Raw genomic sequence first — 26,949 nt, 5'->3', positions numbered from 1 at the left:
GCGGACGGGGGGTCAGCACCCCACCGGCGGACCCCTCCGGACCTGGGTCGCGGCGAGCGCCCCGGCCAGTGCCAGGCCCGCGGCGGGCGCGGCCGGGACCGGGGCGGGCAGCGGGCGGCGCGCGGGCGGCGGGGCCGTCCGGCGCGGCAGGACCCGGGCCAGCGCGGCGTGCACGGCCGCGATCGCGGTGTCGGCGTGGCGCACCGCCGCGGCGACGACGAGCGTGGCCGCGCCGTGCATCGCCCACATCCCGGACGGACCGAGCAGTGCGGGCGTGTCGGCGTGCGCGGGGTGCAGCAGCTCCAGCAGGTGGTGCAGCGCGAGCTGGCCGGCGGCGAGCGCGCCGAGCAGCCCGACGAGCCCGGAGGCGCGCTCGGCGACCGTGACGAGGACCCCGCACAGCAGCGGGAGCAGGACGACGAGCAGCGCGAGGTCGGGCAGGGCGCCACCGCCCGCGGCGTGCCCCGTGGCCGTGAGCAGGGCGCTGAGCAGCGCCAGCGCGCTCCCGCGCACCCCCGCTCCGACGCCGTTCACGCCCCGACGGTAGCGGGGGGCTCAGGTGGTGACGACTCCCAGGTGGGTCAGCAGGTCGATCTCGATGCGGTCGAGCTCGGCGCCGATCGACCGGTAGGCCGTGCGGCGCCGCGGGGTGGGCATCTGCTCCGCGGCCCGGACGGCGACGGCGAGGTCGGCGAGCCGCGGACGGGTGGCGGTGACGAACGCGCGGGCGTCGTCGGTGGCGCGGGAGTCCGGCCCCTCCAGCTCCGTGAGCGCCTCGGCGATCCGGGAGAGCCGCGCGTGCAGCGCGCCCCCCGGACCGGAGTAGGCGCCGAGCTGGTCGGGCGCGACGCCCAGGCGCGCGGCCCGGCGCGCGTCCCACGCCCCGCGCGCTGCGCCGGCCACGGCCAGCGCGTACGGCGTCAGGAGCGGCAGCACCGCGGTGCCCACGCCGATCATCCGCTTCGCCTGCTTGCCGGTCAGCGGCTTCTTCACCGCCTTGCCGACGTCCTTCGCCGCGTCGGTGACGGACGTCGTCGCGTCGGTACGCCGGGATCGTCGCCCCAGAGCCATGCTCGTCCTCCTCGACCGGTGTGGGGCGCAGCCTATGACGATCAGCGGCGGGCGGCAGTCGCGGAGGTTGTCGGAGGTCCTCATTACCCTCGGGGGTGTGACGGCGACAGCGCGGACCCCCTCCCCTCCTGCCGTCCTGCTCGACGCCGGGTCGCTCACCCGCTGCCGGCGCCGGATCCACCTCGACCACGACCCGTCGGCGGCGGGCGTCCCGCAGGCGCTGCCCGACCCCTCGCTCGAGCAGCGCCGCGCCGACGCCGCGGCGCACCGCGACGAGCTGGCCGCCCGGCTCGGCGCGGTCCTCGACGGCTGGGAGCGGGTGCCGGCGGGCGGCACGGCGGAGCGGGTCGCGGCCACGGCGGCGGCGGTCGAGCGCGGGGCGCCGTACGTGTGGGGGGCGGTGCTGCCGTCCGACGGCGCCGGGCGCGGCGGGGCCGAGCTGCTGGTGCGGCTGCCCGGCGGCGGGTACGTGCCGCTGGTCGTCGTGCGGCACCGGGTCACCGACCCGGGCACCGGCGCGGTCACGTCGCCGCTGCTGGCGCCGCACCCCGACCGCGCCTTGCCCGACCCCGCGCGCAAGGTCCGCTCGCAGCCGCGCGACCTGCTGCGCCTGGCCCACCTGCACCGCCTGCTGCGCGCCGCCGGCTGGGCCCCACCCGACGCGGCGCGCCACGCCCACCTCGCCGGGGTGATCGGGCTCGACGCCGACGCGGTGGTGTGGCACGACCTGCGCTCCGGGCACTGGCCGGGCGGGCGCTCCACGCTCGCCGAGTACGAGGCCCGCTTCGCCGACCGCACGGCCGTCGCGCGGGCCGCGGCCACCGGCGCGCCCGCGCTCGCCGCGCCCTCGCGCGTCAACGAGTGCCGGCACTGCCCGTGGTGGCCCACCTGCGAGGCCGAGCTCCGCCGCACCGACGACGTCAGCCTCGTCGTCCGCGGGGAGACGGCGGTGGCGCTGCGCGAGGTCGGGGTGCAGACGGTCGAGCAGCTCGCGGGGCTCGACCCCACGGCCGAGCCGCCCATCCCGTTCCCCGCGCAGCCCTACCCCGACGTCGTCGCGCTCGCCCGGGCGTGGCGCAAGGACCTGTCGGTCGTGCGGCGGGTGCCCCGGGTGCCGGTGCTGCGCGCCGACGTCGAGGTCGACGTCGACATGGAGAGCTTCGGGGAGTCCGGCGCCTACCTGTGGGGCGCGCTGCTCACCCACCCCGGCGGCGCCCGCCCGGGCGACGAGCCCGACGGCTACCGCGCCTTCGCCACCTGGGACCCGGTGCCCACCCTCGACGAGGCCCGCTCCTTCGCCGCGTTCTGGGGCTGGCTCTCCGCGGTGCGCGCCCGGGCCGCCGCGTCGGGCCGCACGTTCGCCGCCTACTGCTACAACGAGCAGGCCGAGAACCGCTGGCTGCTGGGCTCCGCGCAGCGCTTCGCCGGGATGCCGGGCATCCCGCCGATCGCGGAGGTCGAGGCGTTCATCGCCGACCCGTGCTGGGTCGACCTGTTCGCCGTGGTCAACGAGTGGTTCCTGTGCGCGCACGGCAAGGGGCTCAAGCGCATCGCCCCCGCCGCGGGCTTCGGCTGGCACGACGCCGAGGCGAGCGGCGAGAACTCCATGCGCTGGTACCGCGACGCGGTGGGCATGGACGGTGCCCCGCCCGACCCGGTCCAGCGCGAGCGGCTGCTGGAGTACAACGCCGACGACGTCGCCGCCACCCACGCCGTCCGGGTGTGGATGACGTCCCCCGCGATCGACGACGTGCCCCTGGCCGCCGACCTGTAGGTGCTGCGCCGCGCTGCGCCGCCCGCCAGGATCGGCGGGTGGCACCGACGAAGCACGAGCAGCGGGGGCCCGCCGGGGCCGCCTCCAGCACCCACCACCTCGGCACCTCCACGGCGATGTCCGTGCTCGCCCGCGGAGGCAACGCGTTCGACGCGGTCGTCGCGGCCGGGTTCGTGCTGCAGGTGGTGGAGCCGCACCTGTGCGGGCCCGGGGGCGAGGTGCCGGCGGTCTTCGTCACCGCCGCGGACCCGGTGCCGCGGGTGCTGTGCGGGCAGGGCGTCGCGCCGGCGGCGGCCACCGTCGAGCGGCTGCGCGACGGCTGCGGCCTGCCGATCGTGCCGGGCACCGGGCTGCTCGCGGCCACCGTCCCCGGCGCCTGGGACGGCTGGCTGACGCTCCTGCGCGACCACGGCACCTGGAGCCTCGCGCAGGTCCTCGAACCGGCGATCGGGTACGCGGTGGGCGGGTTCCCGCTGGTCCCGCGGATCCCCCCGACGATCGCGACGGTCGCCGCGCACTTCCGCGAGCACTGGACGTCCTCGGCGCGGACCTGGCTGCCCGACGGGGACGTCCCCACCTCGACGCACCGGCTCCCGGTGCTGGCTGAGACCTGGCGTCGGCTGCTCGACGCCGCGGTCGGCCCGAGCCGCGAGGCGCGGATCGACGCCGCCCGCGACGCCTGGTACCGCGGCTTCGTCGCCGAGGAGATCGCGGCGTTCTGCACGGTCCCGGTCCGCGACGAGTCCGGCCGCGACCACCCCGGCCTGCTCGTCGCCGACGACCTCGCCCGCTGGTCGGCGACCTACGAGGACGCGCTCGCCGTCGACGTCGGCGGGGGCTGGACGGTGGCGAAGCCCGGCGGGTGGTCCCAGGGGCCGGTGCTGCCGCAGATGCTCCAGCTCCTGCGCGGCGACGTGGAGTACGCCGACGGGGTCGCCACCGCCGCCACGGTCCACCGCGCCGCCGAGGCCGCGAAGCTCGCCTTCGCCGACCGCGAGGCCTGGTACGGCGACAGCGCCCCGGTGCCGCTCGACGCGCTGGTGTCGCCGGCGTACGCCGGGCAGCGCCGGGCGCTCATCGGGGAGGACGCGTCCCGCGAGCTGCGGCCGGGGAGCCCGGACGGCCGCGCGCCGCGGCTGGCCGTCCACGCCGCCCGTCCGGGGCGGCAGCGGGGCGACGGCGTCAGCGGTCCGGGGCTGGGGGAGCCGACCGTCAGCCGCAGCGGGGCCGTGCGGGGCGACACGGTGCACGTCGACGTCGTCGACGCCGCCGGCAACATGGTCTCGGCGACGCCGTCGGGCGGGTGGCTGCAGTCCTCGCCCACCATCCCCGCGCTGGGGTTCTGCCTCGGCACCCGCGCGCAGATGTTCTGGCTGGAGGACGGCCTGCCGTCGTCGCTGGTGCCCGGGCGGCGTCCGCGCACCACGCTGTCGCCCTCGCTCGGCCTGCTCGACGGCGAGCCCCGGATCGCCTTCGGCACCCCGGGCGGTGACCAGCAGGACCAGTGGCAGCTGTGCTTCTGGCTCGCCCACACCGTCGGCGGGCTGGACCTGCAGGCCGCGATCGACGCCCCGGCGTGGCACTCCACCGCCTTCCCCAGCTCGTTCGCGCCGCGCGGGTGGGAGCCCGCGGGCCTGGTGGCGGAGTCGCGCCTGGGTGCGGCGGCGTTCGGGGAGCTGCGCCGGCGCGGGCACGAGGTCGTCGACGCGGGGGAGTGGGCGCTGGGCCGGATGTGCGCGGTCGGGCGCGGCGACGGCCCGATGCTGCGCGCCGCGGCGGACACCCGCAGCGGGGTCGGGGCGGCCGCGGCACTGTGAGACCGTTCCAGAACGACGTGCTGTAGCGTCGTTGTGGAACGACATTGCAGAAAGCTCCTACAGGAAAGAGGTCCGGTGGCCATCGGCACGCGCAGCGCACGGGCGGAGGCCACGCGCGCACGGATCGTCGGGGCGGCGGCGCCGCTGTTCGTCGAGCTCGGGTACCTGGACACGACCACGACCGCGCTGGCGAAGGCGGCGGGGGTCGCGGTGCAGACGCTCTACCTCTCCTTCGGCAGCAAGGCCGCGGTACTGGAGGCCGTCCTCGACGCGGACGCGCAGGATCACCGTTCCGGGTGGCGACCGGGAGCGGCGGCGGACGGTCCCGGCGAGCTGCGCTCCTACGTCGAGGCCACCGCGGCGGAGGTGGCGCGGCGCCACCCGCTCGACGCCGTCCTGCGCGCCGCCGCGGCCGACCCCGAGCCCGCGGAGCTGCTCGACCGGTCGCGGCGCGCCGCGCTGGCGGCGCACGCCCGCGTCGTCGACGAGCTCGCCGACCGTCCCGGCTTCACCACCGAGGTGTCGCTGCAGCGCGCCACCGAGATGCTCGACGCGCTGCTCTCGCCCGAGGTCTACGGGCGGCTGGTCGTCGGGCACGGCTGGACGGTCCCGGACTGGTCGGACTGGGCCGCGCGGCACCTGGTCGCGGACCTGTTCCCGGCCGGCGCTCCCGGACCGTCGGGGGCACCGGGCACACTCGGGGCATGAGCGACGACCGAGGCACGGGCGACCACGGCGCGCCCCGGACCCTGGCCGTGGCCGTCGTGCCGGCTCCCGCGCCGATCGGCGCGCTCACCGTCGGCGCCACCGCGGCCGGGCTGGCGCTGGTCGCGTTCGGCGACGCGCCGCAGGTCGCGGCCCGCGCGGCCGCGCGGCTGGGCGCGGAGGTCGTCGCCTCGGCACCGCTGCTCGAGCAGGCCACGGGCGAGCTCGCCGAGTACCTGGCCGGGCGGCGCCGGGTGTTCACCGTGCCCCTGGACCGGTCGCTCATGTCGGGCTCGCAGCGCCGGGTGCTCGACGCCCTCTTCGCCACCGTCCCGTTCGGCGCCACCGTCACCTACGGCGAGCTCGCCGCCCGGGCCGGCCTGGCCGGCGCCGACCCGGCCCGCGGCCACACCGCCGCCCGCGGCGTCGGCGCGATCATGGGCTCCAACCCGGTCCCGGTCGTCGTGCCCTGCCACCGCGTGCTGGGCTCCGACGGGCTGGGCGGGTTCGGCGGCGGCCGCGCCACCAAGGAGTGGCTGCTCGCGCTGGAGGGCGTGCTCACGCCCGCGCTGGACTTCGGCTGAGGGGGCGGGCGTGAGCGCGATCGACGTCTTCGACCCCCGCGTCTTCGCCCGCGGCGTGCCCCACGAGGCGCTGCGGACGCTGCGCGACACCGACCCGGTGAGCTGGCAGGACGAGCACGAGGTCGGCATCTGGCCCGCCGGGCCCGGGTACTGGGCCGTCACCCGCTACGACGACGTCCGCCACGTCCTGCGCAGCCCGCAGGACTTCTCGTCCTCGCTGGGCGCCACGCAGATCCGCGACCCCGACCCGGCCGACCTCCCGTTCATCCGCCGCATGGTCCTCAACATGGACCCGCCCGAGCAGGTGCGCCTGCGCACGCTGGTCACCGGCGCGTTCACCCGGCGGCGCCTGGAGCGCTTCGCCGACGTCATCGCCGAGCGGGCGCGCACGCTGCTGGCGGCGGCCGGGCCGCGGTTCGACCTCACCGACGTCACCGACGACCTGCCGCTGCAGAACCTGTCCGACCTGCTCGGCGTGCCGCACGCCGACCGGCCCCTGCTCAAGCGCTGGACCGACCGCGTCATCGGCTACCAGGACCCCGAGCACGCGGAGGTCGTCACCGACGCCGACGGGCGCCCGGTCAACCCGCGATCGCCCGCCCAGCTCGCCGACATGTTCGCCTACGCCGGCTCGCTGGCCGACCGCAAGCGCGAGGAGCCCGCCGACGACGTGATGACCGCGCTCGTGCAGGCGGAGGTCGACGGCGAGCGGCTCACCGGGGCCGAGCTGCACATGTTCTTCTTCCTGCTGGTCATCGCGGGCAACGACACCGTCCGCAGCGCGCTGCCCGGCGGCGTGCTGGCGCTGCTGCAGAACCCGGAGGCGTACGCGCGGCTGCGCGAGGACCCGTCCGGGCTGCCGGCGGCGATCGAGGAGATGCTGCGGGTCCATCCGCCGGTGCTCACGTTCCGCCGCACCGCCACCCGCGACGTCGTGCTCGCCGGGCGGGAGATCGCCGCGGGCGACAAGGTCGTCGTCTACCACTGCTCTGCCCACGCCGACGAGCGCCGCTTCCCCGACCCGCTGCGCTTCGACCCGGCCCGCACCCCGAACGAGCACCTCGCCTTCGGCCAGGGTCCGCACCTGTGCCTGGGTGCGGCGTTCGCGCGGCTGCAGATGCGCGCGTTCTTCACCGAGTTCCTGGCCCGCCCGCCCGTCGAGCTCGACGGCGAGCCGCGCCGGCTCACGTCGAACTTCATCAACGGGATCACCCGTCTCCCCCTGCGGACCCGGCCCGTCCCGTAGTCGGCCGCCACGACCGGGGGAGTACCGGACGAGCGCCGGATGATCCTTCCACTACCGTGGGTGTCCGGACGACCGCGGGAGGTTCACCGGTGCGCAGGACGGCTCGGATGCTGGTGGTGCTCGCCGTCGCGGCGGCCACGGTCGCCGGGTGCGCGCAACCGGGCCAGCTGGGCGACCCGGCGGAGGACACCGCGGCGCCCGCCCCCACGGCACCGGCGGCCGGCGACGGGTCCCCGCCGCGGCTGCCCCAGCTGCTGGGCAGCGGCCTCGTCGAGGACCCCCTGCAGATCCGGACGCCCGGGCCCGCCGTCTACTCGGTGCGCACCGCGAGCATCCCGCCCGGCATCGCGATCGGCTGGGCGCTGCACCCCGGCACCGAGACGACCATCGTCACCGCGGGCAGCGTGACGCTGCAGCTCGAGAACGCGTGCGACCCCGTCACCTACGAGGCGGGCGACGCGCTGTTCATCCCGGACGCCGTGCCGCACACGCTGCGCAACGACGGCGACACCACCGCGGAGCTCGTCGTCGCCTACCTGCTCGCACCCGGCGCTCCCGACCAGCTCAGCGCCCCTGCGGCGTGCCCCGCCGCCTGACGAACGCTCCCGCCCCACGGGCCCCCGGTGTGGGACAGTGGACGGCGTGGGAACGAAGACGGTCGCCGGCGTCGACGGGCGCACCTGGCAGGTGCGCCGCAACATCGAGTGGTCCGTGCCCGCCACGGGCGACGACTTCGAGCACGACGTCGACGGCGGCCGCGGCGCCGCGGTCCTCATCCTCTCCGCGCTGTTCCTGTTCTGGGTGATCCTCATCGTCTGGACGCCCGGGCTCGTGCACGTCCCGTGGTTCCTCTGGGCGCTCGCGGCGGCCGTGGTCCTGTTCTTCCCGATCCGCTGGTGGCTGCGGCGGCCGTGGACGGTCGTCGCGGAGACGGCGGGCAGCTACGACCAGCCCGCCGAGCGCTGGACGGGGCTCGTCCGCGGCGGCGCGAAGGCCCGCGAGGAGCTGCGGATCGTCGTGCGGCGGCTGCGCACGCAGGGCACGCCCGGCCACGCCGACAGTCCGCTGCAACCGGTGAACTGATGCCCGAGCTCCCCGAGGTCGAGGCCCTGGCCCACCACCTTCGCGAGCACGCGATCTACCGGCCCGTCGCGCGCGTCGACGTGGCGTCGATGAGCGCGGTCAAGACCTTCGACCCGCCGGTCACGGCGCTGGCCGGGCGGGTCGTCACCGGCGCGGCGCGCTACGGCAAGTTCCTGTCCGTCGAGTTCGCCGACCGGCCCGACGACCCGCTCCACCTGATCACGCACCTGTCCCGCGCCGGCTGGCTGCGCTGGCACGACACCGCCACCACCACCCCGCCCAAGCCCGGGCGCGGGCCGCTGGAGCTGCGGGTGCACCTCGACCACGTCGGCGGCCCGGGCTTCGACCTCACCGAGGCCGGCACGCAGAAGCGGCTCGCCGTGTACCTCGTCCCCGACCCGCAGCAGGTGCCCGGCATCGCGCGGCTGGGCCCGGACGCGCTGGCGCTCACCCGCGACGAGTTCGCGGCGCTGCTGGCGGGGCGCGGCGAGCGGATCAAGACGCTGCTGGTGGAGCAGACCGTGCTCGCGGGCGTCGGCAACGCCTACAGCGACGAGATCCTGCACACCGCCCGGCTCTCGCCCTACGCGTCGGCGGGGCGGCTGACCACCGAGCAGGTCGACGCCCTCTACGCCGCGCTGCGCTCGGTGCTCACCGACGCCGTCGACCGCTCGGTGGGCCAGAAGGCGGCCGAGCTGAAGGGCGAGAAGCGCTCCGGCCTGCGGGTCCACGCCCGCACGGGGCTCCCGTGCCCCGTCTGCGGCGACGTCGTGCGAGAGGTCTCCTTCGCGACGAAGTCGTTCCAGTACTGTCCGGGATGTCAGACCGGCGGCAAGCCGCTGGCCGACCGTCGACTGTCCCGGCTGGTGAGGTAGAGATCGTGGAAGCGCTGTCGCCGGTCGTCCTCGTCCTGGGCGGCCTGCTGGTGCTGAGCGTCGCCGCCACCGTCTTCTACGCGCTGCGCAACCGCCGCAACACCTTCGCCAACCCGCTGGAGAAGGCCACGTTCGGCACGCTGCACACGGTCGCGCTCGCCGCGCCCGCGCTGCGCGAGGGCCTGTCCCCGCAGTCGGCCCGGTTCGCCCTGCCCTACCTGCGCACGCTGCTGGAGACCTGCGCGCTGGCGATGACCGACAACCGGGGCGCCACCCTGGCCTGGGACGGCGACTCCGACCAGCACCAGCCCGACGTGCGGATCCTGGCCGAGAAGGTGATCGCCACCGGGCGCCAGGAGGTCATGTCGCACACCTCCATCTCGTGCGACCACCCCGGCTGCGAGGTGCGCGGCGTCGTCGTCGTCCCGCTGGAGACCGACGGCAACATCATCGGCACGCTCGCCGCCCTCACCACCTCCACGGCGGGCCCGGTGCTGCTGCGGGCCACGGCCGAGGTGGCGCGGTACGTGTCGAGCCAGCTGGAGCTGGCCGAGCTCGACGAGTCGCGCCGGCGCCTGGACCGCGCCGAGGTCCGCGCCCTGCGCGCCCAGATCTCGCCGCACTTCATCTACAACGCGCTGACGACGATCGCCTCGTTCATCCGCACCGACCCGGTCCGGGCCCGCGAGCTGCTGCTGTCCTTCGCCGACTTCACGCGCTACTCCTTCCGCACCGCGGGGGAGTACACGACGCTGAAGGAGGAGCTCACCAACATCGAGCGCTACATCGAGCTCGAGAAGGCGCGCTTCTCCGACCGGCTCAACATCAAGCTGCAGATCGCGCCCGAGGTCCTCGGCGTCGTGCTGCCGTTCCTCGCCCTGCAGCCGCTCGTCGAGAACGCCGTGCGCCACGGCCTCGCGGGCAAGCCCAGCGGCGGCACGATCACCCTCACCGCGGAGAACGCGGGCTCCGAGTGCGTGATCATCGTCGAGGACAACGGCGTGGGCATGGACCCGGCGCGCCTCACCGAGGACCTCGACGACGCCCACCTCTCCGGCGCGCACGTCGGCCTGGGCAACGTCGACGACCGGATGCGCTCGGCCTTCGGCGACGACTTCGGCCTCGTCGTCGAGACCAACATCGGCGAGGGCATGAAGATCACCCTGCGGGTGCCGAAGTTCCGCGCCAACGTCCGGGTGTGAGCCTCCGCGCGTAGCGTGGTCGGCATGGACGTGCTGCGCCTCCCCGACGCCCTGGCCTCCCGGCTCCCCGGCACCCGCACCGACAAGCCCGTGGTGTCGTTGGTCCGCCTGCACGGCGTGATCACGCCGACGGCCGGTCCGGTGCCGCGGTCGGTGATCAACGCGGCGGCCGTGGAGAAGACGCTGGACCGCGCGTTCGCGCCCGACCGGCTCGCCGCCGTCGCGCTGCTGGTCAACTCGCCGGGCGGGTCCCCGACGCAGTCGGCCCTGGTCGCCGACGCCGTGCGCCGCCACGCCGACGAGAAGGGCGTGCCGGTGCTGGCGTTCTGCGAGGACGTCGCCGCGTCCGGCGGCTACTGGCTGGCCTGCGCCGCCGACGAGATCCACGCGCACCCCACGTCGCTGGTCGGCTCGATCGGCGTCGTCAGCCAGGGCTTCGGGCTCGACGGGCTGATCGAGCGGTTCGGCGTGGAGCGCCGCCTCTACACCGCCGGCACGTCGAAGGCGCGGCTCGACCCGTTCCTGCCGGAGAAGCCCGAGGACGTCGCCTGGCTGCGCGACCTGCAGGACCAGCTGCACGCGATGTTCCGCGACTGGGTGACGACCCGACGCGGTGAGCGCCTCTCCTCCGACGCCGACCTGTTCACGGGCGAGGTCTGGACCGGCGCGAAGGCGCTGGAGCTGGGCCTGGTCGACGGGCTGGGCACCGCGCACGCCGTGCTCTCGGAGCGGTTCCCCCAGGCCGAGCTGGTGACGGTCGACACCCGCAAGCCGCTGCTCGCCCGCCTCGGGTTGGGCGCGCCCGCCGCGGCGGGCGCGCCGTTCGGGACGGACGGCCTGCTCGGCGTCCTGCAGGCGGCCGAGGTGCGCGCGATGTGGGCACGGTACGGTTTGTAGCGGCGTGTGATCGAACGAACCCGATTGGTGCGTGCCCCTGGCACTCACACGGATTGGCCGTCACCATGGTTGGCGGCACCCGTGATCGTCGCGGGCAGGATGAGGAGATCGTGGACAGCAACGACAGCTCCGGTGGCCTGGTCGTCCTCGCCGTGGACGACGAGGAGCCGGCACTCGAGGAACTCGCGTACCTGCTGGGCGAGGACCCCCGTGTCGGGCTCGTGCTCAAGGCGTCCGACGCCACCGACGCGCTGCGGATCCTCAACAGCCGGCAAGGCGTGCGCGAGGCCGCCACGGCCGGGCAGGCGCCGCGCGGCTCCCTGAACCAGGCCACGGGCACCCGGGTCGCCGAGCGCACCGACGTCGAGGTCGTCTTCCTCGACATCCGGATGCCCGGCCTCGACGGGCTGGAGCTCGCCCGCGTGTTCTCCTCGATGGCCGTCCCGCCGTCGGTCGTGTTCGTCACCGCGCACGACGACCGCGCGGTCGACGCCTACGAGGTCGGCGCCGTCGACTACCTGCTCAAGCCGCTGCGCTCCGAGCGCCTCTCCGCCTCGATCGACCGGATCCTGGCCAGCCGCACCGCGGCGATGGCCGAGCCGGTGCAGCAGGAGAGCGGCGAGGACGAGGTCATCCCCGTCGAGCTCGCCGGCACCACGAAGCTCGTGCCGCGCTCGGCCGTGCGCTACGTCGAGGCGCAGGGCGACTACGCGCGCCTGCACACCCACGAGGGCAGCCACCTCGTCCGCATCCCCCTGTCGGTGCTGGAGGACCGCTGGCGCGACGCCGGCTTCGTCCGCATCCACCGGTCGTTCCTGGTGTCGCTGCCGCTGGTCACCGAGCTGCGGCTGTCCGGATCGGGCTACGTCGTGCGCGTCGGCACCGGCCCGGACTGCGCCGAGCTCCCGGTCAGCCGCCGCCACACCCGCGAGCTCAAGGACCGGCTCGTCCGCGCCACGAAGCAGGCGTGGAGCCAGCGATGAGCCCCCGCGGCCGGACGTAGCGAGGCCGTGTCGTGAGCACCTCCATCGACGGCGCGCCGCCGTCGGTGACGCCGGGCCCGGACGAGGACGAACCCGCCGACGACGACCCCGCCGACGACCCCGCCGAGGGGTCGGCCGGCGCCGGCTCGTCGGGCACCGGCTCCTCCTGGGTGCAGGAGGAGATGCGCCGCCGCATGGCCGAGCGCCGCTCGGGCGCGGGCGGGCGGCACGCGCGGCGCGACCCCGCCGGGGAGCCGCCCGGCGTCTCGCACGTCCCCCGGCACTCCGTGGCCACGCCCGGCCCCGGGGCGCCCGCCCCCGCGCCGATCGGCGGCCCGTCCATGCCCCCGTCCGGGGTCCCGGCGGCGCGCCGCCGCCGCCCGGGCGGCGACGACAGCTGGTCCGGCCCCGGGGAGGAGGAGCGCCCGGGAGGCCGCCGCCCGCCGCGCGCCTACCGGCCGGGCACCCGCGGCTCGGCCAGCGACGCACCCGCCGTGTTCGGCGGTCCCGGCTTCGTCGAGGGCGCCGTGCGGCCCGTCCCCCCACAGCCCGCCCCGCGCCCGCCCGACGAGTTCGGCGGCCCCGACTTCGCCGCGTCCGCCCTGCGCGGCGACCTCGACGACCTCGACGACCGGTCGGGCTCCACGGTCATCGCCCGCGGCCCGCTGGCCCCGCCGCCCGCCACCCCGCCGCCCGCCGACGTCCTGCCCCCCGCGCGCCCCGGCCCGGCTGCTCGCCCCCCGGCCCGGCCGGCGGCCCGTCGACCGCGCCCCCCGCCCTTCCCGCCCCCGCCGGTCCAGCCGCTCCCCGTCCCGTCGCCCCCGGTCCCGTCGCCCCTCGTCCAGGCGCCGCCGGTCCTGCCGCCCCCGGTCCTCGACGCCCCCGTCCTGAACGACCCGCTGCTCGCCCCGCCCCGCCCGGCGCGCCCGGTCGACGAGACCGACCTGTGGGCGTCCGACCCCCGCGGCCTGGTCCGCGACCCCGCCGACCGCCTCGACCTCACCGGCCCCGTGCAGCGGATCGAGGTGGACCACTACCGGGACGACGACGAGGACGACGGCGACCTGCTCTCCGACCCCGACGACGAGGGCGTGCTCTGGAGCGCCACCATGTCGCCGGTCGCCGAGGACGGCACGGCCACCGCGGCCCCGTCCCTGCCCGGCGACGTCGAGGTGCCCGAGCCGCGCGCCGCCGAGCCCGGCGAGCCGGTCACCGACACCGGGATCCCGCTGCGGCGGGTCAAGGTCACCCTGTCCGAGCGGCGCAACCAGGCGCACCCGGTGCGCACCGTCGTCGACATCCAGGAGGGCGGGGCCGTCGGCGAGCTGCTGCGCAGCAACCTGATCGGCTCCCAGCTCACCGTCGCGCTGCGCTTCGCGCTCTTCGCCGCGCTCACGCTGGGCCTGCTGCCGCTGGCGTTCGCGGTGTTCCCCGAGATCGGCCGCACCGAGGTGTTCGGGCTGCGGCTGCCCTGGCTGCTGCTCGGCGTGCTGGTGTACCCGTTCCTGCTCGGCCTGGGCTGGTGGCACACCCGCACCGCCGAGCGCGTCGAGCAGAACTTCGCCGACCACGTCCAGGACTAGGTGCCGGTGACCCCCTCGGCGCAGTACGCGCTCGTGGCCATCGGGCTGGTCGGGATCGTCTCGGCGGTGATCGGCTCCTACGGCGTGCGGGTCGCGCGCAGCACGTCGGACTTCCTGGTGGCCTCCCGCACGGTCGGACCGGTCGCGAACGCGAGCGCCATCTCCGGCGAGTACCTGTCGGCGGCGTCGTTCCTCGGCATCGCGGGGCTGATCCTGCGCGAGGGCGCCGACGCGCTGTGGTACCCGGTGGCGTTCGTCGCGGGCTACCTGGCACTGGTGCTGTTCGTGGCCGCGCCGCTGCGCCGCTCCGGGGCGTACACGGTGCCCGACTTCGCCGAGGCCCGGCTCGCCTCGCCGGTGCTGCGCCGGCTCTGCACGGTGTTCGTGCTGGTCATCGGCTGGCTCTACCTCCTGCCGCAGCTGCAGGGCGCCGGGCTGGCGCTCACCACCCTCACCACGCTGCCCGCGTGGAGCGGGGTGGCCGCGGCCGGTGCCGTCGTCCTGCTGACCGTCGTCGGCGGCGGGATGCGCTCGATCACCTTCGTGCAGGCCTTCCAGTACTGGCTCAAGCTGACGGCGCTGCTCGTGCCCGCGATCGTGGTGCTCGGCGTCTTCCTGGGCACCGACCACTCCTTCGACCGGCCGACGGCGCCCGCCTTCCCCGCCGCCACCACCGTGGGCATCCGCACCGACGCGGTGCTGCAGGTCGGGGAGGCGGTGCGGATCGAGGCCACCGGCGAGGTCGACGGCGTGCGCGTCGAGGGCCCGCTGGACTGGGCGCCCGGGCCGCACGAGGTGCGCGCCGGGACCAGCCTGGTCTTCCCCGCAGGCACCCCGGTGCCGACCGTGCTGGGCGCGCCGGCCACCGACCGCGAGTGGCTCGAGCCGATGTCGGGCGGCCGCCCCGACCAGCTCCTGGAGATCTACTCGATCCTCATCGCCGGCTTCCTGGGCACGATGGGGCTGCCGCACGTGCTCGTGCGCTTCTACACCAACCCCGACGGCCGGGCGGCGCGCCGCACCACCGTCATCGTGCTGGCGATGATCGGCGGCTTCTACGTCCTGGTCATCCTGCTCGGCGCGCTCTCGCGGCTCTACACCCCGCAGCTGCTGGTCAGCGGGCAGACCGACGCGGCGGTGCTGCTCGTGCCGGTCGCCGCGCTCGGGCAGGGCACGGCGGGGTGGCTGCTGGGCGGGCTGGTCGCCGCCGGTGCCGCGGCCGCGTTCCTCTCCACGTCCTCCGGGATCGTCGTCAGCCTGGCCGGGGTGCTGTTCACCGACGTGCTGCCCGGGCGGTGGCGCGACTTCCGGTTCGCCGCCGTCCTGTCCACCGTCGTGCCGCTGGCGCTCGCGCTGTCGGTCACGCGCCTGGACTTCTCGCTCACCGTCCCGCTCGTCTTCGCCGTCGCCGCGTCGACGTTCTGCCCGCTGCTCGTGCTGGGCATCTGGTGGCGCGGGCTGACCGCGCGGGGGGCCGTCGCCGGGCTGCTGGTGGGCGGCGTGCTGTCGGGCGCCAGCACGGCGGTCTCCCTGTTCGCGACGCCGCCCGCGGGCTGGCTCGGCGTCCTGCTCAACCGGCCCGCCGCCGTCACGGTGCCCGCCGCGTTCCTGACGATGGTGCTGGTCAGCCGCCTCACCCGCGACGAGGTCCCCGCCGACGTCGACCGCGCCCTGCTGCGGCTCCACGCCCCCGAGCGGCTCGGGCTCACCCACGACCGGATCGACGACGACCCCGACCCCGATCCGGCGTGAGCACCACCCGTTCGGAGGGCCTGGTGGTGACCGCACGTGGTCCGGCTTGCCATAGTGGCCCCATGCCGTCGCCGACCCTCCCCGACCGGGTGACGGGATGAGCACGAGCGGCATCGTCGCGCTGGTGGCCATGCTGGCCGTCGCGGTCACCTCGGCGGTGATCGGGGCGATCGGCGTGCGCGTCACGCGCAGCACGTCGGACTTCCTCGTGGCCTCGCGCTCGGTCGGGCCCGCCGCCAACGCCGGGGCGATCTCGGGGGAGTACCTGTCGGCGGCGTCGTTCCTGGGCGTGGCCGGGCTGATCCTGCGCGACGGCGTCGACGCGCTCTGGTACCCGGTCGGGTTCACCGCGGGCTACCTCGCGCTGGTGCTGTTCGTGGCCGCGCCGCTGCGCCGCTCGGGGGCGTACACGGTGCCCGACTTCGCCGAGGCCCGGCTCGCCTCGCCCCTGCTGCGCCGCGTCTGCACCGGGTTCGTGCTGCTCATCGGCTGGCTCTACGTGCTGCCGCAGTTCCAGGGCGCGGGCCTCACCGTCATGATCGTCACCGGGCTGCCGTCCTGGATGGGCGTGCTGGCGGCGGGGGTCGTCGTCGTCCTGACCGTGGCGCTGGGCGGGATGCGCTCGATCACGTTCGTCCAGGCCTTCCAGTACTGGCTCAAGCTCTCCGCCGTCGCCCTGCCGGCGATCATCGCGATCTCCTACTTCCTCGGCGACGTCCGCGAGTTCGACCGCCCGGCGCCGCCGGAGTTCCCCGCCGCCACCACCGTCGACATCCGCACCGACGTGCTCCTCGACGTCCGGGTGCCCACCGCGGTCGTCGCCACCGGCACCGTCGACGGCGTCGACGTGCGCGGCGCGGCGCTCGCGTGGCAGCCCGGGCTGCACTCCGTGCGGACCGGGGCGCAGCTCGGGTTCGAGGGCGGAACCCCGGTGCCGGTCGTCGCGGGCGCCCCCGCGGCCGACGCCGACTGGGTCACGCCCTTCCCCGAGGGCCGGCAGAACGGCCTGCTGGCGACGTACTCGCTGATCATCGCCACGTTCCTGGGCACGATGGGCCTGCCGCACGTGCTCGTGCGCTTCTACACCAACCCCGACGGCCGCACCGCCCGCCGCAGCGCCGTGGTCGTGCTCGCGCTGCTCGGCGGCTTCTACATCACGGTCACGGTGCTCGGGGCGCTGTCGCGGCTCTACACCCCGCAGCTGCTCGTCAGCGGCGAGACCGACGCGGCGGTGCTGCTGCTGCCCACCGCCGTGCTCGGCAGCGGCTGGGCCGGGATCCTGGTCGGCGCGTTCGTCGCGGCAGGGGCGTGGGCGGCGTTCCTGTCGACGTCCTCGGGCCTGATCGTCAGCGTGGCCGGGGTGCTGTCCACCGACGTGTTCAAGCGGCGGCGCGTGCGCGACTTCCGGTTCGCCGCCGTCCTCGCCGGGCTCGTGCCGCTCGGGTTGGCGCTGGGCGTGAGCCGGCTCGACTTCTCCGAGGCCGTCGCGCTGGTGTTCGCCGTGGCGGCGTCGACGTTCTGCCCGCTGCTCGTGCTGGGCATCTGGTGGCGCGGGCTCACCGATCACGGGGCGGTGGCGGGCGTGCTGGTCGGCGGGCTGCTGTCGGCGGGCGCGGTGGCCGTCAGCCTCGCGGGGTTCGGCGACGACGGCGCGCTCGGCGTGCTGCTCTACCGCCCGGCGGTCGTCAGCGTCCCCGCCGCCTTCCTGACGATGGTGGTCGTCAGCCTGCTCACCCGCGACCGCCGGCCGACGGACGTCGACCAGATCCTGCTCCGGCTGCACGCCCCCGAGCGCCTGGGGCTCACCCGCGACCGCCTGGCGGACGGGGAGAACCGCACGCTGCGTTAGGTGTTGCGGCCCACAGTCACCCGTTGGAGTATCTCCACGTTCCCGTGTGGCCGGGGTCTCGTTCCCAGTGGTAGTGGGGGCCGCACGGGCTTGCGCAGGACGACCGGGAGGGACCGACGTGAGCACTGTCGGCGAACGATCGACGAGGACCGTCTACGAAGAGGTGCAGGACAGCGCGGAGTTCGCCGACCTGCGGTCACGGCTGCGGCGCTTCGTCTTCCCGATGAGCGCGGCGTTCCTGGTCTGGTACCTGGCCTACGTGCTGCTGGCGTCCTACGCGCGCGACTTCATGGCGATCAAGGTCGCCGGCAACATCAACGTCGGTCTGGTCATCGGCCTGCTGCAGTTCGTCACCACGTTCGCGATCACCACCATCTACGTGCGCTACGCGAACCGCCACCTCGACCCCGCCGCCGAGCGCCTGCGCCTGCGCGTCGAGGGTCACCGCGCCGAGGGTCACCGCGTCGAGGGTCACCGCCCGGAGGGCCGACGCTGATGGTCCCTGCGCAGACCGGTCAGGCCGCCCCGACGCAGGTCGGGAACGTCGGGCTGAACATCGGCATCTTCGCCGCGTTCGTGCTGGTCACGCTGTACTTCGTGTACCGCGCCAGCCGTACCAACCGGTCTGCATCGGACTACTACGCCGCCGGCCGCTCGTTCACCGGGCCGCAGAACGGCGTCGCGATCGCGGGGGACTACCTCTCCGCGGCGTCGTTCCTGGGCATCGCGGGCGCGATCGCGCTCAACGGCTACGACGGCTTCCTCTACTCCATCGGCTTCCTGGTGGCCTGGCTCGTCGCGCTGCTGCTGGTGGCCGAGCTCCTGCGCAACACCGGCAAGTTCACGATGGGCGACGTCCTGGCGTTCCGGATGCGGCAGCGGCCGGTCCGCGCCGCCGCGGCCACGTCGACGCTGGTCGTGTCGTTCTTCTACCTGCTCGCGCAGATGGCCGGCGCGGGCGGGCTGATCGCGCTGCTGCTGCAGATCCCCAACACCAACCGCGTCGGGCAGAGCGTCGTCATCGCCGTCGTCGGGGTCCTGATGATCGTCTACGTGCTCGTGGGAGGCATGAAGGGCACCACGTACGTGCAGATCATCAAGGCGGCGCTGCTGATCGTGGGCGCCGCGGTGATGACGGCGTGGGTGCTGGGCATCGTCGGGTTCAACCTCTCCGAGCTGCTCGGGCGCGCGGTCGAGAACAGCCCGGAGCGCGGCGAGGCGCTGCTCAACCCGGGCCTGCAGTACACGAACCCGGTCGACTTCATCTCCCTCGGCCTCGCGCTGGTGCTGGGCACCGCGGGCCTGCCGCACATCCTCATGCGCTTCTACACCGTGCCCACGGCCAAGGACGCCCGCCGGTCGGTGGTCTGGGCGATCTGGCTGATCGGGGTCTTCTACCTGTTCACGCTCGTCCTGGGCTACGGGGCGGCCGCGCTGGTCGGGCCGGCCAACATCGCCGCCGCGCCGGGCGGGGCCAACTCCGCGGCGCCGCTGCTCGCGTTCCAGCTCGGCGGCGAGGTCCTGCTCGGCATCATCTCCGCGGTCGCGTTCGCCACGATCCTCGCGGTCGTGGCCGGGCTGACGATCACGGCGTCGGCCTCGTTCGCCCACGACGTCTACGCCAACGTCATCAAGAACGGCGAGGCGTCCCCGGACTCGGAGGTGCGCGTCGCGCGGCTGACGGCGCTCGTCGTCGGCGCCGTCGCGATCGTCGGCGGGATCCTGGTCAACGGCATCAACATCGCGTTCCTGGTGGCGCTGGCGTTCGCCGTGGCCGCCTCGGCGAACCTGCCGACGATCCTGTACTCGCTGTTCTGGAAGCGGTTCAACACGATGGGCGCGCTGTTCAGCATCTACGGCGGCCTGGCCAGCTGCGTGCTGCTGATCGTGTTCTCGCCGGTGGTGTCCGGGCCGAAGAGCGTGATCCTGCCCGGCGGCGGGTTCGACTTCTTCCCGCTGGAGAACCCGGGCATCGTGTCGATCCCGCTGTCGTTCCTGCTCGGGATCATCGGCACCTTCGTCGGCGGGTCGCGCAACTTCGACCACGCCAAGTTCGCCGAGATGGAGGTCCGGTCGCTGACCGGCGCGGGGTCGGAGAAGGCCGTCCGGCACTGATCCGTCCTCACCGGGTCCTGACCGGCGCGCGTGGCAGGATCGGGGGCATGAGCGTTCCTTCCGTACCGGTGACCGGGATCCCCGCCGACGCCCCGATGCTCGACGTCCGCGAGATCGACGAGTGGGACGCCGGGCACGCCCCCGGCGCGCGGCACCTGCCGATGTCGCAGCTCGTCGCGCGCATCAACGAGGTGCCCGCCGACGACCCGCTCTACGTCGTCTGCCGCTCCGGCGGCCGGTCGGCGCAGGTCGTGCAGTACCTCGCCGCGCAGGGCCACCCGGCCGTCAACGTCGAGGGCGGGATGCAGGTCTGGGCCGCGCAGGGCCGGCCGGTCGTCGCCGAGGGCGGCGCGTCCCCGGCGATCGTCTAGCCCCGCCCGTGCCCCCCGCGCCGCAGACCTGCCCCCGGTGCCGCCGGACGTCGGCGACCGGGGCCGGGCCGTTCTGCCCGTACTGCGGCCGGTACCTGGCGGCGCTGGAGTGGGTCGCGGCCCCGCCGGCGCCCGACACCCCGCCCGTGGTGCCGGTGCCGCGCCGGCCCTACGCCGGGCCGCCGCGCACGCGGCCGCAGCGCGGTGGCTACCCGGCGCTGCCCTGGGTCCGCGCCACCGGCCCGGAGGGCGCCACGCCGCTCCACGCCGCCCGCGCGCTGGCGGGCACCGCCGTGCCGCTGCTGTGGGCCACGGCGGCGGTGGCGCTGGTCGCCGCGGGTGCCGAGGTCTGGCGCTACGCGCTGCTGCTGGCCAGCCGGGCCGACGCCCTGAGCGGGCCCGTGGTGGCCGCCTCGGACGCGCTGGTGCTCTCGGCCGGCACGATCGCGCCGGTCATGACGGTGCTCGCGGGCGCGCTCGTCGTGCTGTGGACGGTGCGGGCCGCGGCGGCCGCCGCCGCGGGGGCCGGGGTCGTGCCCTCGCGCCGCACCCGCGACGTCGTCCTCGGCTGGGTCGTGCCGGGGCTGAACCTGGCCGTGCCCGGGGCGGTGCTCGCCGAGATCGAGCACACCGCGCTGCGGCGCCCCGCCGGCGCGCGGCCGCGCCCGTCCCGGCTGGTGCTCGTGTGGTGGGGCCTGTGGGCCGCGGGCGTCGTGCTGTCGGCGGTGGTGCTGCTGTGGGGCCTGCGCACCGGCGTGCAGGCCCGGGCCGACGGGGTGCTCCTGCACGCCCTGCTCGACGTGCTCGCCGCCGCCACCGCGGGCGTCACCGCGGTGCTGGTCGGGCACCTCACCCGCCTGCTCTCCCCGGCCCGGTCGGACCGGCGGGAGCTGCTGGTCCGGGTGACCGGGTCAGGGCGTCCGGATGCGGCAGCGGGGCCCGCTCGCGCGCACCAGCCGGTGGTCGCCGGTGAGCAGGTCGCAGTCGAGTAGCTCGGCCGTGGCCACGTACGCCGCGTCGAACGCCGTGACGTTCTCCCGCAGCTCCCAGATGCGCGTGACCAGGGCGACCGGATCGGCCCAGGTCACCTCGAACCCGGCCAGGGCGTCGACGGCGTCTGCGGCCCGCTGCGGCGCGACCTGACCGCGCAGCACCCGCCGACGCGCCACGGACAGGACCTCGACCGGGAGGACCGGCGGCGCCGCCCATTCGGCGTCGGGCGTGAGCGCGGCGCGGGCCGCGGAGCCTGCCGGGCCGTCGTCGAGCAGGGCGTCGACGAGGACGGAGGCGTCGACGACGATCACTCGCCGCGTTCCGCCGCGAGCTCGGCGGCGGTCTCTCCCGGGCCCGAGCGGACGCCGTCGGCCCGGGTCGCGAACCGGGCCAGGAGCTCGGTGTTGCGCGACCGCCGCGCCTGGGCGCTGACGATCCCCAGCAGGTACCGCTGCAGCGACTGCCCGCGTGCCTCCGCCTGGGCGACCAGCGCGTCGCGGACGTCGTCGGGGACGTCGCGGATCTGGATGGCCACCATGCAGGCAGAATACATGCACTACGCCGTGACGGGCAGCGTCCGCAGGCCGCGCATCACGAAGTCCGGGCGCCGCTCCGGCTCGGCCGCCAGGGCCAGGCCGGGCAGCCGGGTGCGCAGCGCGTCGAGCGCGGCGGCCACCTCGAGCCGGGCCAGCGGGGCGCCCAGGCAGTAGTGCACGCCGAGCCCGAACCCCAGGTGCGGGTTGTGGGCACGGGTGACGTCGAGCTCGTCGGGGCGCTCGAACACCTGCGGGTCGTGGGCGGCGGCGCCGAGCAGGGCGGCGATCCGCGTGCCCGCGGGGACGGGGTGCCCGGCCACCTCGGTGTCGACGACGGCCGTGCGCTCGAACAGCTGCAGCGGCGGGTCGTAGCGGATCAGCTCCTCGACCGCGGGCCCGAGCGGCGCCGTGGCCAGCACGTCCCACTGCGCGGGGTGGCGCAGCAGGGCCAGGACCCCGTTGCCGATGACGTTGACGGTGGCCTCGTGGCCCGCCATGAGCAGCAGCGCCGCCGTGCCGACGAGCTCGTCGGCGTCGATCCCGGCGGCGACGAGGTCGCTCACCAGGTCCTCGCCGGGGTGCCGCCGGCGGTGCTCGGCCAGCTCGCGCAGCGCCGCGACGAACTCGGCCGACGCCCGCTCCGCGGCGGCCTTCCGCTCCAGGCCGGGGTCGGGCTCGTACATCGTCACGATCGCGTTCGACCAGCCGCGCAGCGCCGACCGCTCCGGCTCGGGCACGCCGAGCAGCTCCGCGATGACCTCTACGGGCAGCGCCGCGGCGAGCACCGCGATCACGTCGGCGCTGCCGTCGGCGGCGATCCCGGCCGCCAGGTCGTCGACGAGCCGGCCCGCCAGCCCGCGGACCCACGGCTCCAGCCGGGCGGTGTGGCCGCGGTTGAACGCCCCGGCGACGGCGGCGCGCAGCCGGTGGTGCGGCTCGCCCTCGCGCTCGAGCAGGGAGTTGCGGTGCAGCAGGTTGAACGCGGCGAACTCGGCGGTGGGCTCGGCGTCGGCCCAGATCCGGCCCAGGTCGCGCCCGCGCAGGAGGGCCGAGCAGGCCGCGTGCGAGACGGCGACCGGGGTGCCGAGCGAGGGGTGGTCGTGCACCGGTCCCAGGGCCCTGAGCAGCGCGAAGGCGGGGTAGGGATCGGCGAGGAAGCCGACGTCGGCGGGGTCGAACACGGGCACAGAGGATCTCCCAACGTGACCAATCGGTGACTTAACGCAGCCGGCGTCGTTGGAGAAGGACGGGCGGTGCCCGCATTCTGCCCCGGAAGGACGACGACGTGCTCCTCGCGCAAGCGCCCACGGTCGGTAACCCCACCGTCAACGTGGCCATCTTCGGCGCCTTCGTGGCGCTGACCCTCGTGGTGGTGTTCCGCGCCGGCCGCGGCAACCGCACCGCCGCCCAGTACTACACGGGCGGCAGCGCCTTCACCGGGCCGCAGAACGGCGTGGCGCTGGCGGGGGACTACCTCTCCGCCGCCGCGTTCCTCGGCATCGCCGGGGCCGTCGCCGTGTTCGGCTACGACGGCCTGCTCTACGCGATCGGCTCGTTCGTCGCGTGGCTGGTGGCGCTGCTGCTGGTCGCGGAGTGGCTGCGCAACACCGGCCGCTACACGATGGGCGACGTCCTGAGCTACCGGCTGCGCCAGCGCCCGGTGCGCTCGGCGGCCGCCACGTCGACGCTGCTGGTGTCGGTGCTCTACCTGATCGCCCAGGTCGCGGGCGCGGGCGGACTGATCGCGCTGCTGCTCGGCATCCCGAACTCCAACCGGTTCGCGCAGAGCGTCGTGATCGCGGTCGTGGGCGCGGTCATGATCGTCTACGTGCTGGTCGGCGGGATGAAGGGCACCACCTGGGTGCAGATCCTCAAGGCCAACCTGCTCATCGTCACCGGGCTCGTGCTGGCCGCCTGGCTGCTCGGCCGCTACGCGTTCAACTTCTCCGAGCTGCTCGGCGCCGCGGTCGAGAACAGCCCGGCCACCGGTGAGGCGCTGCTCGTGCCGGGCCTGCAGTACGGCCGCACCGAGCTCTCGCGCATCGACTTCATCTCGCTGTCGCTGGCCGCGGTGCTCGGCCCGGCGAGCCTTCCGCACATCCTCATGCGCTTCTACACCGTGCCCACGGCCCAGGAGGCCCGCCGCTCGGTGGTCTGGGCGATCTGGCTGATCGGCGGCTTCTTCCTCTGCGTCCTGGTCATCGGCTACGGCGCGTCCGCGCTGGTCGGCGCCGAGACGATCATGTCCTCGCCCGGTGCGTCGAACTCGGCGGCGCCGCTGCTGGCCTACCGCCTCGGCGGGGAGCTCCTGCTCGGGATCGTCGCGGCGGTCGCGTTCGCCACGATCCTGGCCGTCGTCGCCGGCCTGACGATCACGGCGTCGGCGTCGTTCGCCCACGACGTGTACGCCAACGTGCTGCGCAAGGGCCGGGCCGAGCCGGCCGACGAGGTGCGCGTGGCGCGGCGCACGGCGGTCGTCGTCGGCCTCGTCGCGGTGGGCGGCGGGATCCTGGCCAACGGCCAGAACGTGGCCGTCCTGGTCAGCCTGGCGTTCGCGGTGGCGGCCTCGGCCAACATGGCCTCGCTGGTGTTCTCGCTGTTCTGGAAGCGGTTCAACACCACCGGCGCGCTCTACAGCATGTACGGCGGCATGGGCACGGCGCTGTTCCTCGTGATCGTGTCGCCCGCGGTGTCCGGCGCGCCCACCTCGATGCTGCCGAACGCCGACTTCGCGCTGTTCCCGCTGGCCAACCCGGGCATCGTGTCGATCCCGCTGTCGTTCCTGCTCGGCGTCATCGGCACCCTGATCGGGCCGCGCGACGACGACGCGCAGCGCCGGTTCGCCGAGATGGAGGTCCGCGCGCTCACCGGTGCCGGTGCCGCCGGCCGTCCGGCGAGCCCGCCGGCACCGGTCGCGCAGCCGCCGCGCGGCGACTCGTTCGCACCCCGCCCGACCCCGGCCCCGCGGCCCCGCTAGCGTTTCCCGGACCATGGCGAAGAAGACACGTGTTGCGGCCCCGGCGGGGGAGAACCCGCGCCGCCCCTGCCCCTGCGGCTCCGGCAAGCGCTTCAAGGCCTGCCACGGCGCGGGTGACGACGTCATCGTCACCCGGCCGTTCGAGGGCCTGGCCGCGGAGTGCGACCTGGTCGCGCTCCGCGAGTTCCTGCCCTCGGCCACCGCGCCGCTGCCGTTGAAGGACGCGGGCGGGCGCACCGTGACGCTCGCGTCGGTGCTGCCCGGTGCGTCGGCCGCACTGGTCCGCCCGAGCGGCGACGTCCTGCTCGGGATGCAGGTCCAGACCCGCTCCGGCGACCTGTCGGCCGACCTCGCCCGCGCGCTGGCCTGGGGCCTCGCGGCCGAGCCCGGCACGGCGCTGCCGGTCGTGGGCCCGAACCTGACCGGCGTCGACGACGCCACGCGGCTGCAGGACGTCCTCGACGCCGACGCGCCGCTCGACCTCACCCTGCACTCCGACTTCGCCTGGTGGGTGGCCCCCGAGGACGGCAGCGAGCCGACCGCCGAGGTGCTGGCCACCGTCGAGCGGGCCAACGCGGTGATCATGCCGACCGAGGCCGTCACCGGCGAGGGCGTGCGCGCGGCCTACTGGGTCGACACCGGCACCAAGGCGCACCTGCGCTGGGTGCGCCCCGAGCCGGAGGACCGGCTCGTCGCCGCGCTCGCCCGGCTGCAGGCCCGCGGCCAGCTCGGGCTGGGCGAGGGCACGAAGTACGCCGGGTCGTTCCGCGCCCACGGCCTGCTCGTGCCGGTGTGGGACCTGGACCGGGAGATGCACGCGTCGGAGTGGTCGAAGCCGGTCACCGACTTCGCCGCCGGGCTGGAGCAGGCCCTGGCCGACACCGCCCCGCTCACCTCCGACGAGCGCCGCGCCCGCGACGCCCTCGCGGGCAAGCAGGTCACGCTCCGCTAGGAGCGCTCCCCGGAGCCGCTCAGGCCCGGCTGCCCGCCACCGGCGGCGCGGTCGGGTCGGCGGCGCCGGCCCGGCTCAGCTCGCGGTTGACGAAGTCCTCGATGTGGAAGAGGTTCTCGCCCGCGCGCTGCACCACCGTGAGCAGCGTCGACATCGAGGCGACCTCCTCGACCTGCTCCTTGAGGAACCACTGCATGAACTGCTCGCCGAGGTAGTCGCCCTCGTCGCGGGCGGTGCGGGCCAGCCGGGTGATCTGCTCGGTGACGACCCTCTCCTGCGCCAGGGCGAGCCGCACGACGTCCTCGACGGAGGTGAAGTCGTTGCGGACGTCGTCGACTCCCGGGATGTGGACGGGCTGCCCGGTGTCGAGCAGGTACTGCACCATGCTCATCGCGTGGTGGCGCTCCTCGAGCGACTGCGCGTAGAAGTGCGCGGCGAGCCGGGGGAGGTCCTGGGCGTCGAGGTAGACGGCGACGGCGGTGTACTGCTGGGACGCCGTGAACTCGTTGCGGATCTGGTCGCGCAGCAGGGCCTGGAACTCCGGCTCGTCCGACATCACTCCAGGATACGTCGGCGATGGTTACCGACGGGTCATATGCTCGGGCCATGGGACTTCTGGATGGCAAGGTCGTCATCGTCACGGGTGCGGGCCGCGGTATCGGCCGTGGTGAGGCTCTGGAGTGCGCGGCGCAGGGGGCCGCGGTCGTCGTGGCCGAGTTCGACCCGTCCACGGGCGAGTCGGTGGCCAAGGAGATCGTCGCCGCCGGGGGCCGCGCGGTCGCCGCGAGCGGGGACGTCGCCGACGCCGACGTCGCGAACTCGCTGGTCGCCACGGCGCTCTCGGAGTTCGGCCGGCTCGACGCGCTGGTCAACAACGCCGGCATCCTGCGCGACAAGACCCTCGCCAAGCTCTCCGACGACGACTGGGACGCCGTGATCCGCGTCCACCTGCGCGGGCACTTCCTGCCCACCCGCGCCGCGGTGCAGCACTGGAAGGAGGCGGGCAAGCCCGGCCACGTCGTCCACACGGCGTCGACGTCGGGCATCCTCGGCAACTTCGGCCAGACCAACTACGGCGCGGCCAAGGCCGGCATCGCGGCCTTCTCCACGATCGTCGCGATGGAGGGCGCGCGCGGCGGCATCACGTCGAACGCGATCGCCCCGACGGCCCTCACGGCCATGACGCTCGACCTCATGCCCCAGGAGTTCCGCGACGAGCGCGACGCCGCGATCGCCCGCGGCGAGTTCGACTTCTTCGCCCCGGAGAACGTCGCGCCGCTCGTCGCCTTCCTCTGCTCGGACGCCTCCGCGCACATCAGCGGCAAGGTCTTCGGCGTGCAGGGCGACAGCATCGAGATCTTCCAGCCCTACACCAGCGTGGCGGAGGTCAAGAACGACGGGAAGCGCTGGGATCCCGAGGACATCGGCGGCCGCATCGACGACCTGTGGGCCGCCAGCGGCATCCAGCCGGGCCCGGAGAACATGATGGCCCGGATGCGGTACCAGATCCTGGCTCTCTGAGCTGCGGCTCCGCCGCCCGTGAGTGGCAACGTGGCTCTGCCACGGTTGCCACTCACGAGCCCG

The 26,949-nt window shown here is 75.2% G+C and carries 27 protein-coding genes; 21 read left to right on the top strand and 6 right to left on the bottom strand.

The window, feature by feature from the left end:
- Positions 1-12 precede the first annotated feature (12 nt).
- Both HOP40_RS07520 and HOP40_RS07515 read right to left on the bottom strand, forming a co-directional pair.
- The gene (locus tag HOP40_RS07520; RefSeq protein WP_172155996.1) at positions 13-534 is read right to left on the bottom strand and encodes a hypothetical protein; all 522 of its coding nucleotides are present in this window, start codon (positions 532-534) and stop codon (positions 13-15) included.
- Between the two features lie 21 nt (positions 535-555).
- The gene (locus tag HOP40_RS07515; RefSeq protein WP_172155994.1) at positions 556-1,071 is read right to left on the bottom strand and encodes a DUF6474 family protein; all 516 of its coding nucleotides are present in this window, start codon (positions 1,069-1,071) and stop codon (positions 556-558) included.
- 34 nt (positions 1,072-1,105) lie between these two features.
- Here HOP40_RS07515 and HOP40_RS07510 point away from each other — a divergent pair, with 34 nt between their 5' ends.
- The 18 genes from HOP40_RS07510 to HOP40_RS07425 all read left to right on the top strand — a co-directional run bounded on the left by HOP40_RS07510 (position 1,106) and on the right by HOP40_RS07425 (position 20,899).
- On the top strand, positions 1,106-2,845 hold the full coding sequence (locus HOP40_RS07510) for a TM0106 family RecB-like putative nuclease (RefSeq protein WP_172155992.1): 1,740 nt from the start codon (positions 1,106-1,108) through the stop codon (positions 2,843-2,845).
- Between the two features lie 38 nt (positions 2,846-2,883).
- Entirely contained in the window at positions 2,884-4,662 is a 1,779-nt protein-coding gene (locus HOP40_RS07505; RefSeq protein ID WP_420821791.1) for a gamma-glutamyltransferase family protein, read from the top strand.
- A 75-nt stretch (positions 4,663-4,737) separates the two neighbouring features.
- On the top strand, positions 4,738-5,370 hold the full coding sequence (locus tag HOP40_RS07500) for a TetR/AcrR family transcriptional regulator (protein WP_172155990.1): 633 nt from the start codon (positions 4,738-4,740) through the stop codon (positions 5,368-5,370).
- The gene (locus tag HOP40_RS07495; RefSeq protein WP_172155988.1) at positions 5,367-5,951 is read left to right on the top strand and encodes a methylated-DNA--[protein]-cysteine S-methyltransferase; all 585 of its coding nucleotides are present in this window, start codon (positions 5,367-5,369) and stop codon (positions 5,949-5,951) included. Before HOP40_RS07500 ends, HOP40_RS07495 begins: the two co-directional genes overlap by 4 nt.
- 10 nt (positions 5,952-5,961) lie before the next feature.
- Positions 5,962-7,197, top strand: coding sequence for a cytochrome P450 (locus HOP40_RS07490; protein WP_172155986.1), 1,236 nt, complete (start codon positions 5,962-5,964; stop codon positions 7,195-7,197).
- Positions 7,198-7,286: 89 nt separating this feature from the next.
- Positions 7,287-7,793, top strand: coding sequence for a cupin domain-containing protein (locus tag HOP40_RS07485; protein WP_172155984.1), 507 nt, complete (start codon positions 7,287-7,289; stop codon positions 7,791-7,793).
- A gap of 46 nt (positions 7,794-7,839) precedes the next feature.
- Positions 7,840-8,280, top strand: coding sequence for a hypothetical protein (locus HOP40_RS07480; protein ID WP_172155982.1), 441 nt, complete (start codon positions 7,840-7,842; stop codon positions 8,278-8,280).
- Complete coding sequence (locus tag HOP40_RS07475) at positions 8,280-9,155, top strand: Fpg/Nei family DNA glycosylase (protein ID WP_172155980.1); 876 nt, start codon at positions 8,280-8,282, stop codon at positions 9,153-9,155. The genes HOP40_RS07480 and HOP40_RS07475 overlap by 1 nt, the downstream gene beginning before the upstream one ends.
- Positions 9,156-9,160: 5 nt before the next feature.
- Complete coding sequence (locus tag HOP40_RS07470; RefSeq protein ID WP_240157565.1) at positions 9,161-10,357, top strand: sensor histidine kinase; 1,197 nt, start codon at positions 9,161-9,163, stop codon at positions 10,355-10,357.
- A 33-nt stretch (positions 10,358-10,390) separates the two neighbouring features.
- The gene (locus HOP40_RS07465; RefSeq protein WP_172168030.1) at positions 10,391-11,254 is read left to right on the top strand and encodes a S49 family peptidase; all 864 of its coding nucleotides are present in this window, start codon (positions 10,391-10,393) and stop codon (positions 11,252-11,254) included.
- Between the two features lie 110 nt (positions 11,255-11,364).
- On the top strand, positions 11,365-12,237 hold the full coding sequence (locus tag HOP40_RS07460; protein WP_172155976.1) for a LytR/AlgR family response regulator transcription factor: 873 nt from the start codon (positions 11,365-11,367) through the stop codon (positions 12,235-12,237).
- A gap of 32 nt (positions 12,238-12,269) precedes the next feature.
- Positions 12,270-13,820: a hypothetical protein gene (locus HOP40_RS07455; RefSeq protein ID WP_172155974.1), complete on the top strand. Its 1,551-nt coding sequence runs from the start codon at positions 12,270-12,272 to the stop codon at positions 13,818-13,820.
- A gap of 6 nt (positions 13,821-13,826) precedes the next feature.
- Positions 13,827-15,572 (top strand): sodium/solute symporter, encoded by a 1,746-nt coding sequence (locus HOP40_RS07450; protein WP_172155972.1) that lies wholly within the window; start codon positions 13,827-13,829, stop codon positions 15,570-15,572.
- Positions 15,573-15,669: 97 nt separating this feature from the next.
- Positions 15,670-17,421: a sodium/solute symporter gene (locus HOP40_RS07445; protein WP_172155970.1), complete on the top strand. Its 1,752-nt coding sequence runs from the start codon at positions 15,670-15,672 to the stop codon at positions 17,419-17,421.
- 118 nt (positions 17,422-17,539) lie between these two features.
- Positions 17,540-17,917 carry a DUF485 domain-containing protein gene (locus HOP40_RS07440; RefSeq protein ID WP_172155968.1) on the top strand — a complete coding sequence of 126 codons (378 nt, stop codon included), beginning with the start codon at positions 17,540-17,542 and terminating at the stop codon, positions 17,915-17,917.
- Positions 17,917-19,536, top strand: a complete 1,620-nt coding sequence (locus HOP40_RS07435; RefSeq protein ID WP_172155966.1) for a solute symporter family protein — start codon at positions 17,917-17,919, stop codon at positions 19,534-19,536. Before HOP40_RS07440 ends, HOP40_RS07435 begins: the two co-directional genes overlap by 1 nt.
- Positions 19,537-19,583: 47 nt before the next feature.
- Positions 19,584-19,907, top strand: a complete 324-nt coding sequence (locus tag HOP40_RS07430) for a rhodanese-like domain-containing protein (RefSeq protein ID WP_172155964.1) — start codon at positions 19,584-19,586, stop codon at positions 19,905-19,907.
- An 8-nt stretch (positions 19,908-19,915) separates the two neighbouring features.
- The gene (locus tag HOP40_RS07425; RefSeq protein ID WP_172155962.1) at positions 19,916-20,899 is read left to right on the top strand and encodes a DUF4328 domain-containing protein; all 984 of its coding nucleotides are present in this window, start codon (positions 19,916-19,918) and stop codon (positions 20,897-20,899) included.
- Here HOP40_RS07425 and HOP40_RS07420 read toward each other — a convergent pair.
- The 3 genes from HOP40_RS07420 to HOP40_RS07410 are packed head-to-tail and all read right to left on the bottom strand — an operon-like array spanning position 20,819 to position 22,617.
- Positions 20,819-21,211 (bottom strand): type II toxin-antitoxin system VapC family toxin, encoded by a 393-nt coding sequence (locus HOP40_RS07420; RefSeq protein WP_172155960.1) that lies wholly within the window; start codon positions 21,209-21,211, stop codon positions 20,819-20,821. The genes HOP40_RS07425 and HOP40_RS07420 overlap by 81 nt on opposite strands.
- On the bottom strand, positions 21,208-21,438 hold the full coding sequence (locus HOP40_RS07415; protein ID WP_172155958.1) for a FitA-like ribbon-helix-helix domain-containing protein: 231 nt from the start codon (positions 21,436-21,438) through the stop codon (positions 21,208-21,210). Before HOP40_RS07415 ends, HOP40_RS07420 begins: the two co-directional genes overlap by 4 nt.
- Positions 21,439-21,456: 18 nt before the next feature.
- Positions 21,457-22,617: a cytochrome P450 gene (locus HOP40_RS07410; protein ID WP_172168028.1), complete on the bottom strand. Its 1,161-nt coding sequence runs from the start codon at positions 22,615-22,617 to the stop codon at positions 21,457-21,459.
- Between the two features lie 104 nt (positions 22,618-22,721).
- Here HOP40_RS07410 and HOP40_RS07405 point away from each other — a divergent pair, with 104 nt between their 5' ends.
- Together HOP40_RS07405 and HOP40_RS07400 are read left to right on the top strand one after the other, a co-directional pair.
- On the top strand, positions 22,722-24,413 hold the full coding sequence (locus HOP40_RS07405) for a solute symporter family protein (protein WP_172155956.1): 1,692 nt from the start codon (positions 22,722-22,724) through the stop codon (positions 24,411-24,413).
- Positions 24,414-24,426: 13 nt separating this feature from the next.
- Entirely contained in the window at positions 24,427-25,365 is a 939-nt protein-coding gene (locus HOP40_RS07400) for a DUF5926 family protein (protein WP_172155954.1), read from the top strand.
- A gap of 19 nt (positions 25,366-25,384) precedes the next feature.
- Here HOP40_RS07400 and HOP40_RS07395 read toward each other — a convergent pair whose 3' ends face one another.
- Complete coding sequence (locus HOP40_RS07395) at positions 25,385-25,921, bottom strand: ferritin (protein WP_172155952.1); 537 nt, start codon at positions 25,919-25,921, stop codon at positions 25,385-25,387.
- A 50-nt stretch (positions 25,922-25,971) separates the two neighbouring features.
- On the opposite strand from HOP40_RS07395, the gene HOP40_RS07390 reads away from it, so the two are divergent.
- Positions 25,972-26,886 (top strand): SDR family NAD(P)-dependent oxidoreductase, encoded by a 915-nt coding sequence (locus HOP40_RS07390; protein ID WP_172155950.1) that lies wholly within the window; start codon positions 25,972-25,974, stop codon positions 26,884-26,886.
- The last annotated feature ends 63 nt before the right edge of the window (positions 26,887-26,949 follow it).

It is taken from the genome of Pseudonocardia broussonetiae (assembly GCF_013155125.1).
GTDB lineage: Bacteria > Actinomycetota > Actinomycetes > Mycobacteriales > Pseudonocardiaceae > Pseudonocardia > Pseudonocardia broussonetiae.
The sequence above is the reverse complement of the archived record's forward strand: the minus strand, read 5'-3'. Positions and strand labels throughout refer to the sequence as shown.